13 protein-coding genes are annotated in these 12,590 nt (G+C 66.8%); 7 read left to right on the top strand and 6 right to left on the bottom strand.

All coding sequences use genetic code 11. From position 1 onward, the window contains the following. The first annotated feature begins 73 nt into the window (after positions 1-73). Complete coding sequence (locus A5732_RS11385) at positions 74-622, top strand: TetR/AcrR family transcriptional regulator (RefSeq protein WP_170880040.1); 549 nt, start codon at positions 74-76, stop codon at positions 620-622. On the opposite strand, the gene A5732_RS11380 is transcribed toward A5732_RS11385, so the two are convergent. Next, entirely contained in the window at positions 602-1,771 is a 1,170-nt protein-coding gene (locus tag A5732_RS11380; RefSeq protein ID WP_076102237.1) for an acyl-CoA dehydrogenase, read from the bottom strand. The genes A5732_RS11385 and A5732_RS11380 overlap by 21 nt on opposite strands. A 277-nt stretch (positions 1,772-2,048) precedes the next feature. On the opposite strand from A5732_RS11380, the gene A5732_RS11375 reads away from it, so the two are divergent. Both A5732_RS11375 and A5732_RS11370 read left to right on the top strand, forming a co-directional pair. Beyond that, positions 2,049-3,314 (top strand): hypothetical protein, encoded by a 1,266-nt coding sequence (locus tag A5732_RS11375; RefSeq protein ID WP_076102236.1) that lies wholly within the window; start codon positions 2,049-2,051, stop codon positions 3,312-3,314. Between the two features lie 19 nt (positions 3,315-3,333). Then, positions 3,334-4,113 (top strand): Rv3717 family N-acetylmuramoyl-L-alanine amidase, encoded by a 780-nt coding sequence (locus A5732_RS11370; protein ID WP_076102235.1) that lies wholly within the window; start codon positions 3,334-3,336, stop codon positions 4,111-4,113. Positions 4,114-4,135: 22 nt separating this feature from the next. Here the strand turns inward: A5732_RS11370 and A5732_RS11365 are convergent, their stop codons facing one another. Next, a complete protein-coding gene (locus tag A5732_RS11365; protein ID WP_076102234.1) occupies positions 4,136-4,894 on the bottom strand; it encodes a cutinase family protein in 759 nt (252 codons plus the stop codon). A 235-nt stretch (positions 4,895-5,129) separates the two neighbouring features. Between A5732_RS11365 and A5732_RS11360 the strand changes: the two genes are divergently transcribed. Both A5732_RS11360 and A5732_RS11355 read left to right on the top strand, forming a co-directional pair. Beyond that, the gene (locus tag A5732_RS11360) at positions 5,130-5,360 is read left to right on the top strand and encodes an acyl carrier protein (protein ID WP_076102233.1); all 231 of its coding nucleotides are present in this window, start codon (positions 5,130-5,132) and stop codon (positions 5,358-5,360) included. A 277-nt stretch (positions 5,361-5,637) separates the two neighbouring features. Next, positions 5,638-7,125, top strand: a complete 1,488-nt coding sequence (locus A5732_RS11355; protein WP_076052743.1) for a flavin-containing monooxygenase — start codon at positions 5,638-5,640, stop codon at positions 7,123-7,125. A 5-nt stretch (positions 7,126-7,130) separates the two neighbouring features. On the opposite strand, the gene A5732_RS11350 is transcribed toward A5732_RS11355, so the two are convergent. The 4 genes from A5732_RS11350 to A5732_RS11335 form a co-directional block, all read right to left on the bottom strand. Continuing rightward, positions 7,131-7,583 carry a hypothetical protein gene (locus A5732_RS11350; protein WP_076052742.1) on the bottom strand — a complete coding sequence of 151 codons (453 nt, stop codon included), beginning with the start codon at positions 7,581-7,583 and terminating at the stop codon, positions 7,131-7,133. Positions 7,584-7,618: 35 nt separating this feature from the next. Then, positions 7,619-8,161: an ester cyclase gene (locus A5732_RS11345; protein WP_064880531.1), complete on the bottom strand. Its 543-nt coding sequence runs from the start codon at positions 8,159-8,161 to the stop codon at positions 7,619-7,621. Positions 8,162-8,335: 174 nt separating this feature from the next. Continuing rightward, positions 8,336-9,643 (bottom strand): cytochrome P450, encoded by a 1,308-nt coding sequence (locus tag A5732_RS11340; RefSeq protein WP_076052741.1) that lies wholly within the window; start codon positions 9,641-9,643, stop codon positions 8,336-8,338. Between the two features lie 36 nt (positions 9,644-9,679). Then, entirely contained in the window at positions 9,680-10,027 is a 348-nt protein-coding gene (locus tag A5732_RS11335; protein ID WP_170880034.1) for an MmpS family transport accessory protein, read from the bottom strand. A gap of 83 nt (positions 10,028-10,110) precedes the next feature. On the opposite strand from A5732_RS11335, the gene A5732_RS11330 reads away from it, so the two are divergent. Together A5732_RS11330 and A5732_RS11325 are read left to right on the top strand one after the other, a co-directional pair. Then, positions 10,111-11,196 (top strand): NAD(P)H-dependent amine dehydrogenase family protein, encoded by a 1,086-nt coding sequence (locus A5732_RS11330; protein ID WP_076102232.1) that lies wholly within the window; start codon positions 10,111-10,113, stop codon positions 11,194-11,196. 108 nt (positions 11,197-11,304) lie between these two features. Beyond that, positions 11,305-12,590: Hsp70 family protein (locus A5732_RS11325; RefSeq protein ID WP_253189049.1), on the top strand; the 1,286-nt coding region annotated here is incomplete at its 3' end.

The raw sequence follows: 12,590 nt of genomic DNA, 5'->3' as shown, positions 1-12,590 counted from the left end.
CTCCCGTAATGTCCATGGTGTGGTGGTGCGAAAGCAACCGTCGACCCGTCTGTCGGCCGAGGACTGGCTCGAGGTGGGTTACACCGTGCTTGCCCATGAGGGAGTGCGCGCACTCAAGGTCGAACGCCTCTGCCAGCAGGCAGGCGTCACCCGCGGCAGCTTCTACTGGCACTTCGAGGACATCGAGCAATATCGGGCCGCACTGGTCGAATCGTGGAACAAATTCCTCGAACGCGACCGTCAGGCACTGTCCGAGCTCGACGGGCTGCCACCCCGGGAACGACTGTCGGCGCTGACGCAAACGTTGGTCAGCCCCAAATACTGGGTGCTCGAGCGGGCGATGCGGGAGTGGGCCCGCCTGGACACGGTGGCCGCCGAGAATATCCGCGCCGCCGACCGGCTCTTGCTGCGCACCGTGATAAAGGCCTACTGCGACTACGGTTTCAGCTACGAGGACGCCAGACTGCGTGCCGAATTGACCTTTGCCGCGGGGATCGGTTTGCTGCATCTCACCAGCTCGGCCGAGCAGGCCCGATCGGTGGCGCAGCGAGAAAGATTCCTGGCCGTCATGCTGGGCGAGTCGGAAACGGCCCAGGCCCGCTCAGACCATGGCGATGGGTGAGATCTTGGCCCCAATCGCCAACGCCCCGGCCAACTCTCGACTCGTGTCGTAGTCGAACACGACATGCCCCGCCGCGATGTCCACGTCGCGCTTGGCGCGCTGCATGGGGCTCGACAAGAGATGGACGCTGGCGCCGGAGGCCTCCATGAGATCCGCGATGATCGCCCGGCTTTCGTGCACGGTGCGCGCCGCCGCCAGCCGTGCGTCGGCCCGCACCGATCGGCCCACCCGTTCGCCGCTGACCACGATCGCCTCGATATCGTCGGCCGTCTTGTCGACCAACGCCCGCAGTGAGCTCAGCCGCACCCTGGCCTCGCCCAGCCTGATCTGCGCGGCGGGCTGGTCTTTTTGCGCCACCCCGCTGTAGGCCAGCACGCGCCCACTGAGCCGTTCGGCGAAGAGCTCGGACACCCGTTCGGCGGTCCCGAGCACGGGCATCGCCGCGGTCAGCGCCAGCGCCGGAACCATCGGCCACCGGTACGTCGGGACCCCGTGCGCACGCGCGCCCGGCGCCGTGCCGCCGTAGATGTCGGCCACGGCGACCAATCGATGCTCGGGCACCAGGGCGTCGGTGACGACGAGATCGTGCGAGCCGGTGCCGCGCATGCCGGCCGTGTGCCAGGTGTCCACGACCTCCACCTGGTCGGCGGGCACCACGGCCAACGCCGGGTCGATCCGGTCCGGCCGTTCGATCAGCACGCCGACAATCATCCAATCGGCGCCCATCGCGCCGGTCGCCCAGGACCACCTGCCGGTCAGGCGCACTCCGCCGTCGGCCGGTACGCCGCGACCGGTGGGGGCCAGGGGAGCCGGCGCCAGCACCGGTCCCGACGCGAAAACCTCGTCCTGAACGCGCGGATCGAACAGCGACAGCAGCCAGTTGTGCAGCGCGTAGAAGCCGAGCGTCCACGCGCTCGACGCGCAGCCGTGTGCCATGCGCCGAATCGGTTGCAGCAGTTCGGGAAAGGAGGCCTGCAGGCCGCCGAACCGGGCCGGCAGCAATAACCGGAACAGCTCGGTCTGCCGGAAGTCGTCGATCGTCGCCGCGGGCAGGCGCCGCAGTCGCTCGGCCTGCTCGGCGCGATCGGCCAGGCGCGCAACGAATTCGTCGGTGACGCCGTGCAGTGGGCGGCTTTCAACCACGGACATGCGCCGACCGTAACATACTTTTTAGTATGGCAATGTCGATCGGTGCACCGCGGCATTGCGCCGGACGTACGGGACACCCGGCTGAATGTCGCGATCTGTGGAGAACATGGCGCATCGCGGGGAGCCGCGGCCAATGGGGCGGCGACACACTGGTTCGCGCGGGCATCGAGCGTTCTGGCAGTTGAACGTCGGATGAAATCGTTTCAATGGATGAACCGAGTCAGCCGGGAGACCGTCTGCGTTGTGACGCAGGGCTTTACCGGTGTTTGGAGGTTCGGTGATCGTTCACAACCCGCAGCACGGCCAGGCAACCACCCTCGTACGTCCGCTCGGAGCGGCGGAGCGACTCTTCTATCGCTATAGCGAGCGCAATCCCGCGCATTTCTCGATCGTGGCGGAATTCGGTGCAGTGCTCCCCGAAAAGCCGCTGCGGGCCGCATTGGCCGCCGTTCTGCGACGCCATCCCCTACTGTCGGTGCACGTCGAGGACCACCCCGGCATTCGTCTGGGCTTCTATCGCGCGGCGGACGTCCCGCCCGTGGAGCTGACCGTGCGCCGCGGCCCGGAGCTGGCCTGGCAGGGGGCCGCGGCCGAGGAGCTCAGCCGACCGTTCGACCGTTCGCGGGCGCCGCTGATGCGAGCGTTGTTGCTGCAGAGCGCTTGGCGTAGCGCGCTGGTGCTCACCTTCGACCACACGGTCGCGGACGGGATCAGTTCCACCGTCGCGCTCCGCGACGTGATTGCCGCGCTCAACGGCGAAGCCTTCACGAGTTTGCCTGTGCCACAACCGCAAGAACGGATCGTCGCCGAAGCCCTTCAATCGGGTGAGCCGCTGGACTCCGTTGCGGCGCCGGACGACCCGAGGATGACCACGCCCCCCAGCGTCCTCCGTCCCTTCGACGGTGCCCTGGCCAACGTGCGCACCATGGCGATGACCCGTGCGGACACCGCGAGGCTGGTAGCGCGGTGCCGCGCGGAACGCACCACGGTGCACGCCGCGCTGGTGGTCGCGATGTGCCGCGTGCGTGCCACGGACCGCGGCGAAGAATTCATCCGCGTCCTCAGCCCCATCAACCTGCGGCCGATCCTCGGAATCGAAGGCGGCTGCGTCATGTGCATCGTGCCGACCGCGACGGGACACACGCCGTGGGACGGCACACCGTTCTGGGAGCAGGCCCGCGCGACGACCGCACGCCTCGGGGTCGCCCGATCGGCGCGCGGGATCCGTGCCGCCTCGACTGGCCTCGAACAGATCATCACCGTCGATGCCGAAACCGCCGACGCCGAACAGCTTTTCAGCCGGATCAGCCCGTGGGAGATCATGGTCACCAACCTCGGCGTGCAAAACCTCGACGGCGCAAGCCCTTTGCGCCCGGCAGCGGTCTGGGGGCCGGTGGTGGTCAGCCAGACCGATGGCGAATATCTGACCGGAGTCACCACCTACGAGGGCAGGCTGAGGATGGTGACGTGTGGCTACAGCGTGCCGGCCAGCTTCTTGAAGGGTGTCGCGGACGCCCTGACGGCCGCGCTCGAGGAGTACTGACGATTGCTACCATCGCGCGGTGAGTGATCGCCCGGGTGGGCCGCGATCCGTCGCCCGCCGCGACGTCCTGAAGATTGCCGGTGTCATGCCGGCGATCGTCGCCGCCGGCGCATTGCTGCCCGCCCCACGCGCGGCGGCCGCTGTAAATGGAATGTCGGTCTTCCTCGACCCGGGCCATAACGCCGTGAACGACGCGTCGATCAACCAGCAGGTACCCAACGGCCGCGGCGGCACAAAGCCCTGCCAGACCTCGGGCGCGGCCGCAGACGACGGGTATCCCGAGCACGCCTTCACCTGGGCGGTGGTGGGGTTGATCAACGATTCGCTGACCCAGATGGGTGTTCGCACCCAGCTGTCCCGCGACAGCGACGGCGGGGTAGGGCCGTGCATCGACCAGCGCGCCGCGGCGGCCAACGCCATGCGCCCGGACGCGATCGTGAGCATCCATGCCGACGGAGGGCCACCGTCCGGCAGCGGATTCCACGTCAACTACTCCAGCCCGCCGCTCAACGACGTCCAATCCGGGCCCGCCGTGCAGCTGGCGCACGCGGTGCGGGATGCCTTGGCTCAGTCGGGTTTACAGCCGGCCACCTACATCGGCTCCGACGGCCTGTACGGCCGCGACGACCTCGCGGGGCTGAACCTGGCGCAGTATCCGGCGGTTCTGGTCGAACTCGGCAACATGAAAAACGCGGGTGACTTGGCGCGAATGGAAAGTTCGGACGGCCAGGCGAAATATGCCGCCGCGGTCACCCAGGGCATAGTCGCCTTTTTGAACTCCAACGCCGCGACCGGCTAGCGCTGGCTAGCCGGCCGGCTACTCAGCCGCCGAAGCCGCCACCCGCCGGCGCCGCGACCGGAGCCGGCCCACTCAGACCCAGGTGGCTGGAGGCGAAGGCGACTCCCTTGTCGATCATCGCGCCGTCGTCGGCGTAGGTGTTGTGCGCGGCGAAGTTGAGGCCGTCGGAGCAGACCGGGTCTTCGGTGGCGCACACCTTGACCGTCTTGTCTTGGTACATCGGGCCGATGACCACGGGTGGTTCGTTGAGGAAGTTCATCGCCCGCACGTTGGGCATGCCGAACAGCACGACTGAGGAGACGTGGCTGGCGACGTCGGGGTCCAATGGCTTCGGGACGGTGTTGGGGTCGACGCCGTCGGGTACCGCGGCCGAGGTGACAAACCCCATCACGGCCGCGCCTTGCGAGTAGCCGCCGAGCACCATCTTGGTGTTGGGGCAGTCGTGGGCCATCGAATTGATGTGGGCGCCCGCGTCTCTGATGCCGTCGATGCCGGTATCCCATTGGTCGCTGGCGGGGTAGTTGACTGGGTAGACATCGAACGACCGGCCGCCGACGCGCTGGTGCAGTGCGTCGACGAAGGCCTGACCGGTGGGGCCCACGCCCGGCGCTTCGCCGGTGCCGCGGGCGAACACCACTTGCACGTCCGGGCACTGGGCCGAGGCGGTGGGGATAACGGAAGTGGACAAGGCCGACGCGGCCACGCCCGACGCTGCGATAACTGCTGCTGAACCAAGGGAACGAACGATGTGACGTGCGATCATGGCGTCCGAAATGCCCATGCAAGCCCCTCCCAAAACTGTCAAGTTGCTAACCATTTGGTGGTGTTTTCCTGTAAACCGGGGGCGCAGCGACAGGCGGTGGATAGCGGCGGCGTCGCCGCCATCGGACCACGCAGCCATTGCGTGTCGGGTTGCCTACAAAAAACACTTTAAGCCGTCGTTTGGTGTTGTCCATTCAGGGTAGCCGGAGACGGCGAGTACCAGATCTGGCGCTCACTGTCAGGAGGGTGGCGACATGGCAACGGGTGAAACGGGTTTCGACGACGTGACCTTCGATCTTATTTCCCTTCAATATCACTCGCTCAAAGCGGGGCACGATTACGGCCAGTACGTGCGCGACGCGAAGAACGCCGGCCTGGATGACGTCGCGTCGTTCTTCAGCGAAGTGATGGCGCAGGACTCCGAGCGCGCGCGGCGATGCCACGAGCTCCAGGGCACGCCGGCGGCCGGGCCGGCCACAAGATAAGAATTCTGAGGGGGGCCGACGGCTTCACCCTGAGCTAAGTCGACGGCACCGATCGCGACCGAGGATCACCTAATCGTTGAGGGTGCGGCCGTTTACGCAGGTTGATCGCCAGATGACCAGGTCTGATAGACCCGTCGATGAGTTACCCCGCTTGTGTCAGCAAGGTCACATACTGGCAAAGCTCGCGTGCGCTCGGCGTGGCGCACTATTAGAGTTCTGTATCTTAGGGAAAGCTTATGATTCGTTAAGTAGGTAAACAGTTACCACGGAGCATGCTGTGAATACGGACCGTTTCGACGCGATCATCGTAGGTGCAGGTTTCGGCGGCATAGGGGCCGCGATTCAGCTCAAGCGCCTCGGGTTTGACAACTTCATCATCCTCGACCGCGAGGACGACTTGGGTGGCACCTGGCACGTCAACCACTACCCGGGCGTGGCCGTCGACATCCCGTCCACGACGTATTCGTACTGGTTTGAGCCCAATCCTGAATGGTCACGGCTGTTCGCGCCGGGTGCCGAGGTCAAGAAGTACGCGGTGGACGTCGCCGACAAGTACGACGTGCGCCGCCACATGCGGTTCAACACGACCGTCGAGGGCGCGCAGTGGGACGAGGAAACCGCCGAATGGCGGGTCGGACTGGCCGGCGGCGAAAGTCTGACCTGCCGGTTCCTGATCACCGCGACGGGGTTCCTGTCCCAGCCGCGCATGCCGGACATCCCCGGCATCGCCAGCTTCAAAGGCAAGGTGGTGCACACCACCGCGTGGGACCACGGCTACAGCTATGAGGGGCGCCGCATCGCGGTCATCGGCACCGGGGCCTCCGCGGTGCAGGTCATTCCCGAGTTGGCCAACGAGGCAGCGGACCTGACCGTCTACCAGCGCACCGCGGCGCACATCCTGCCCAAGCCCGATTTCGCGTTCTCTCCAAGCGTGCAACGCATGTTTGCCCGACTGCCCGTGCTGCAACGTGCGCTGCGCTGGGTGACCGACATTGTCATGGAGCTGATCTTGGTCATCGGTGCGCTGAAATTCGTGCAGACCCGGGGGCGGGGGAATATCGCCTTCGCCGACCTGGCCAAGATCAACCGGTTCAGAACGCTCCGGGACAAGGACCTGCGCGCCAAGTTGACACCGGACTACGATTGCGGCTGCAAGCGGCCCACCATGTCCAACGACTTCTACCGCGCTTTCACCAAGCCGCACGTGCACTTGGAGACCAACACAATCGAGCGCATCGAGGCCGACGGCATCGTCACGGTGGACGGGCGTAAGACCGTCATCGACACCCTGGTGCTAGCGACCGGTTTTGACCTGTGGGAAGCCAACTTCCCGGCCATCGAGGTCATCGGCCGCAAAGGGCGCAACCTCGGAAAGTGGTGGCGGGAGACCAAATTTCAGGCCTACCAGGGCGTGTCGATTCCCTACTTCCCCAACTACTTGGGCCTGGCCAGTCCGTTTGCCTTCTCCGGGTTCTCGTTCTTCCACACCATCGAATATCAGATGCGGCACATCGATCGGCTTTTGGGCGAGGTCAAGCGCCGCGGCGCGACGACGTTCGAGGTGACCGAGGAAGCCAACGCAGAGTTCCTCGAGCGGATGAGCGAACTGTTGAAAACCTCGGTGTTCAACAACGGCGACTGTGCGACGTCGCGGTCTTACTATTTCAATCCCAGCGGTGAGGCGACCTTGCTGCGGCCGACGTCCACGCTCAACGCAGTGCGAGAAGGCCGGACCTTCCCGCTCAGCGACTACGTCATCGCCTAGACACCTCAGCGGTGCGCGGACCCGGTCAACGGTTGCCCGTTGGCGGACTGCAGCAGGCAGATGACGGTGCTCGGGGTGGGATTGGCGCCGGTGCGGTCCTGGTTGGAGTCGATCAGATAGGTGATCGAAAACCGGCCGCCGTCAACGGATTGGCCGGTGTACGGGGCTAATCCGGCCGCGCAATCGCGATTGGCGACGGTGGCGATGGCGGAGTCGACGGCCATCGGAGCCCGCAGATACACCTCGGCTGAATGCGCTGTCGCGCAATCGACTACGGTGACGTTGACGCGGCTGCCGTCGGCCGGCGGCAGATCGGTCACGCATTCGCCGACCCGCAGGTCGATCCATTTCTCGGTGTGCGCCCCAGGCTGTAATGGCGCGGCGGTGGCCGTCGCGCAGGAACCCAATATGGCCACGGCGGTGACGCTGCACATCGTGTGAAGGCTTGAAAACCGCATTGCAGCCTCCTTGCTCCATCCCTTAGCGGTGGAGTTTAGGGGGTGTTGGTCAGCGCCGGGTCCGGTTTCTCCGACGACATCGACAAGAACCCGCGAAGGCACCGCGCGGCCAGCCACCAGTTCGCCGGCTTCTTCATGTCCAGTCCGCCCAGGAGCTGCTTGATCATGGTCAGCGTGTCGAAGTAAATGCGTTCGCAGACAAGGGTTTCGGTGTCGTCGAAGACGAAGTATGCGGTCATGCGGACCCGGAACCGGCTGCCGGTGGGCGGGACCTTGCCCAGGTAGCCACGGTGGGTGCCCATCAGCCAGAATTCGACGATCACCGCGTCGGCGCTGTGGCGCAGGGCGATGATTTCGTGGTCCTGGTCGGGAAATGCGGTCCGCGTGTAGGCGTAGTAGTCGCGCACCGCCGCATCGCCGTCGTGCACGAGCATCTGGGGGATCAGCTCGTAGCGCGGATGCGGGAAGGTCGCCAAGACGTCATCCCAGGCCTGGCGGACCTCGTCATGGAAGTGGTCGAGGACGAGTTTCTGGCGGGCGGCCAGCACCTCGGCGGCGGGGAACGCGGGAATGGTCACGGGGTCAGCGTAATCCCGGAAGCGATAGCGCATGCGCTATCGGTTTCGAGAGAGCGGTATACCTCCCGGGAGGGCCTCCGGGTAGAGCATGGGCAGTGCGGAATCCGCTAGCGCATGCGCTATCGGATTCGAAACAGCGATATTCCCTTGGGCAGAGGCGAATTCGGCGCGGGATTACCGGGGCGGGGTCCAGGCCACCGGCAGGGTTTTGATACCGTGGATGAACTGCGACAGCAGCCGCGCGGGCTCATCCGTCGCGACGATGTCGGGTATCTCGCGGCGCAATTCGTCGAAGACGACCCTGATCTCGCGACGAGCGAGGTTGGCGCCCAAGCAAAAATGGGCACCGCCGCCGCCGAAACCGAAGTGCGGGTTGGGGGTGCGTGCCACGTCGAAAACCCAGGGGTTCTCAAACGTCGACTCGTCGCGATTGGCCGAGTTGTACCACAGCGTCGCCTTGTCGCCGGCCTTCATCTTGGTGCCGCTGAGCTTGAAGTCCCGGGTCAGGGTGCGCCGCATGTAGACGACCGGGGAGGCCCACCGCACGATCTCCTCGACGGCGGTCGGGGTCAGGCGGTCGAAGTTGGACCACCACTTCTCCCGCTCGGCGGGGTAGCGTGACAGCGCCAGCACACCATGGCTGATCGCGTTGCGCGTCGTCTCGTTGCCGGCCACCACCAGCAGGATGAAGAACGACGCGATCTCCGTCGACGACAGCCGTTCCCCGTCGACCTCGGCTTCCACCAGGCTGGTGGTCAGGTCGTCGTGGTGATTGGACCGGCGGTCCTCGGCCAGCGCGCTGGCGTAGGCGCCGATGTCCATCGAAACCTGAAGAAACTCACCGAAATCCGTCGCCAGATCCGGATCGCCGAACCCGAGAATGACGTTGGTCCAATGGAATATGCGCTGATGGTCCTCTTCGGGGATGCCCATCATGTCGCAGATGACCTGCAACGGCAGCGGGCCGGCGAGCTCGTTGACCAGCTCGGCCTCCCCGTCGGGATGATTGGCGATCAGCGATGCGACCAGCCGGCGGGCCCGCTCGCGGACCGATGCCTCGATGCGCGCCACGACCTTCGGGGTGAACGCGCGGCTGACGATCGAGCGCAGCCGCTGGTGCCGCGGATCGTCGAGCACGATCATCGAGCCGAAGTACTCGCTGATCTCCGGGGTGTTGTCGTTGATCGTGATGTTGGGGCTGGAGCTGAAGATGTCCGGGTGACGGCTCGCGAAATGCACGTCGTCGTGCTTGGTCAGCGCCCAATGCCCGTCGCCCGGTTCGAAACCCTCGTACTCGACCGCGGGCCAGAACGAGATCGGGGCCTCACGGCGCAACGTGGCGAACGCGCCGTCGCGGAAGTCGTCGTCCAACGCCCAGAAGTCCAGCGAATCGAGATGGATGTCGGCGAGCGGAATGTCGGGCGGTGGCGCCCCGTTCGTCCGCGGCGCCAGGCCCTTCTTGGGACCCGTCTTGAGGCTCACCGAGACCTCCTTCGTCGTGAAAAGGGGAGTGCTGGGTCAGTGCGTGCAGATGGTTCTGGCGGGCGAACCCGTGGTGGCCGTCGCGGCACTCACCACGTTGCCGTCGAGCAGGATCTTGCAGGAGATGGGGCCCGGTCCCTGTGCACTGATGGTGAACACCTCGCCGCCGTAGCCGGTGAACTCCGTCGACCAGGGCAGCGGCGCATTCACCTGATGCAGCTGCCCGTTGTCGGTTTGGTAGTAGATGAACTCGGCGACCGCGGGTCCGTTGATCTCGTAGCGGACCTTCGGCATCTGGGGAAGGGCGTGCGCTACGCCGCACGCGTTCGCGAACCCGAAACCGACGGCCAAGAGGACCGAAGGTCCGGCGAGGTGCTTCGTCATGAATTGCATCGTGTCACCACGAGCGACGGTAGGGAAGCTTATGGTGAAGCCCAAAGCGGGGGCTGGTGACCGGAAGGTTGGGGATGTCCAAAAGCGGCTCGAAGCGTGTGGTGGTGTACGGAACCGGCTTCGTCGGCAAGATGGTGATCGCCGAGATCGTGAATCATCCGTTGTTCGAGTTGGTGGGCGTCGGCGTGAGCAACCCGGCCAAGGTCGGCCGCGACGTCGGCGAGATCTGCGGGCTGCCCGAGCCGGTCGGCATCACCGCCACCGACGACGTCGACGCCCTGATCGCATTGAAACCCGACGCGCTGGTGCACTACGGCCCGACGGCGATGCACGCCAAGGAGAACATCTCGCTGATCACCCGCTTCCTGCGGGCCGGCATCGACGTGTGTTCGACCGCGATGACCCCGTGGGTCTGGCCGACCATGAGCCTCAACCCGCCGAACTGGATCCAGCCGATCACCGAGGCCTGCGAGCTGGGGGAGTCGTCCTGCTTCACCACCGGCATCGACCCCGGATTCGCCAACGACCTGTTCCCGATGACGCTGATGGGGCTGTGCTCCGAGGTGCGCCGGGTCCGGGCCTCCGAGCTGCTGGACTACACCAACTACGAGGGCGACTACGAATTCGAGATGGGCATCGGCCGCGAGCCGGAGTTCAAGCCGATGCTGGAAGACCGCGACATGCTGATCTTCGCGTGGGGCGCAACCGTTCCGATGATCGCGCACGCCGCCGGCATCATGCTCGACGAAATCACCACCACCTGGGACAAGTGGGTGACACCCACGGAGCGCAACTCCGCCAGGGGCGTCATCAAACCGGGGCACGTGGCCGCCGTCCGGTTCACCATCAACGGCGTCTACCAGGGCGAGACCCGCATCCAGCTCGAACACGTCAACCGGATCGGGCTGGACGCCGCCCCGGACTGGCCGACCGGCCATGACAACGACGTCTACCGCGTGGACATCGAGGGGACCCCGAGCATCTTCCAGGAGACCGCGTTCCGGTTCACCGACGGCTCGGGCCGGGACGCGGCCGCGGCCGGGTGCCTGGCGACCGGCCTGCGGGCGCTCAACGCGGTTCCGGCGGTCAACGACCTGCGGCCGGGCTGGGTCACCCCGCTCGACCTCCCGCTGATCGCCGGCGAAGGCAGCATCCGGTGACCGGCGCACAGCGGGCGCAAAGCTGCCGCCGACACGGAATACAGGTTTTGGCGGCACAATAACGGCTAGCCGGACGCGAGTCGGTGCTGCGGATACGGGGATCGGGATATGGGCAATGGAGTCGGGCCCGCGCTGGGCTTATCGATAGGTGCCACCAACCTGGCGGCCGTCACCGCCGACAACGCCATCACCCGCAAGCCCGTTCTGACGCTGTATCCGGATCGTCCCGCCGAGATCGGCATCCCCGCGGAGAACCCACGACTGCAGGGGCCGGGCGTGGTGATCACCGGCTTCGTCAACCGGGTGGGCGACCCGCGTGGCGTCGTGGCGGTCGACGGCTCGGTGCACCGCAGCGAGGTCTTGGTCGCCGACGCATTGCGGGCGCTCGCGTATGCGGCCACCGGCGGAGGTCCCCTGCCCGACGACATCGCGGTCACCTATCCGGCCCACTGGGAGTCACCCGCGGTGGAGGCCCTCGGCGCCGCCCTGAGCGAGATCCCCGAATGGTCGCGACGCACGCGCCCGATCCTGCTGATCCCCGACGCCGCGGCGACGCTGCTCGCCGTGCGGACCAGCCCGGGCATCCCGGCGCGCGGGACCGTCGCGGTCTGCGATTTCGGCGGCAGCGGCACCAACATCACCCTGATGCACGCCGACGGCGACTACCGGGCGTTGGCCCCGACCGTTCGGCACCGCGATTTCTCCGGCGACCTGATCGACCAGGCGCTGCTGGGCGCCGCCATCGCCAACATGCCGACCACCGGCGCGTTCCCGTCCGGCGACGCGGCGATCGGCTCCCTGAGTCGGCTCCGCAGCGCATGCCGGATCGCCAAGGAACAGCTCTCCTCCAGCACGGTCGCCACGCTGACCGACGGGCTGACCGGGACGCGCGGCGAAGTCCGGCTCAGCCGGCACGAACTTGACGACGCGATCCGCCCCTCGCTGAACGGCGCGATCTCGGCATTGGACGAAGCCTTGGCGCGCAACGGAATCCGTGATCTCGTCGCGGTGGTCTCGACGGGCGGCGGGGCCAACCTGCCGACCGTCACCACCGCGCTGTCGCAGCACTTTCGCGTTCCCGTCGCCACCACGCCGCGTCCGCAACTCACGGCCGCGGTAGGCGCCGCGTTGCGGGTCGCGCAGGGCCCCGGCGATGCCGGCTCGACGCTCTCGGCGCCCGCCGCGCCGGTCGCACCCGCCGCGCCCGCGACGCTCTCGGCGCCGGCACGGGCCTGGTCGGCCACCGGGCACAACTCGCGGGTGGCCGGCGGCGGGTACTCCGGGCCGGACCCCGACGCGGCGACCGGTGCGGCCGCGGCCGGCGCGGGTCGGCCGCGGCCCCCCCCCCCCCCGCCAGCCCCCGCCGCCGGGGTGGGGCGGGGGGGGGGCGGCCG

This window comes from Mycobacterium colombiense, from assembly GCF_001953985.1.
Lineage (GTDB): Bacteria > Actinomycetota > Actinomycetes > Mycobacteriales > Mycobacteriaceae > Mycobacterium > Mycobacterium colombiense_B.
Note: the sequence above shows the minus strand (reverse complement) of the source record. Positions and strands in the feature narration are given on the sequence as shown.

Bases quoted from the DNA above. Each gene is read 5' to 3' on its own strand.
- A5732_RS11380 (WP_076102237.1), bottom strand. From the start codon at position 1,771: ATGTCCGTGGTTGAAAGCCGCCCACTGCACGGCGTCACCGACGAATTC.
- A5732_RS11365 (WP_076102234.1), bottom strand. From the start codon at position 4,894: ATGGGCATTTCGGACGCCATGATCGCACGTCACATCGTTCGTTCCCTT.
- A5732_RS11360 (WP_076102233.1), top strand. From the start codon at position 5,130: ATGGCAACGGGTGAAACGGGTTTCGACGACGTGACCTTCGATCTTATT.
- A5732_RS11350 (WP_076052742.1), bottom strand. From the start codon at position 7,583: ATGCGGTTTTCAAGCCTTCACACGATGTGCAGCGTCACCGCCGTGGCC.
- A5732_RS11335 (WP_170880034.1), bottom strand. From the start codon at position 10,027: ATGACGAAGCACCTCGCCGGACCTTCGGTCCTCTTGGCCGTCGGTTTC.
- A5732_RS11330 (WP_076102232.1), top strand. From the start codon at position 10,111: ATGTCCAAAAGCGGCTCGAAGCGTGTGGTGGTGTACGGAACCGGCTTC.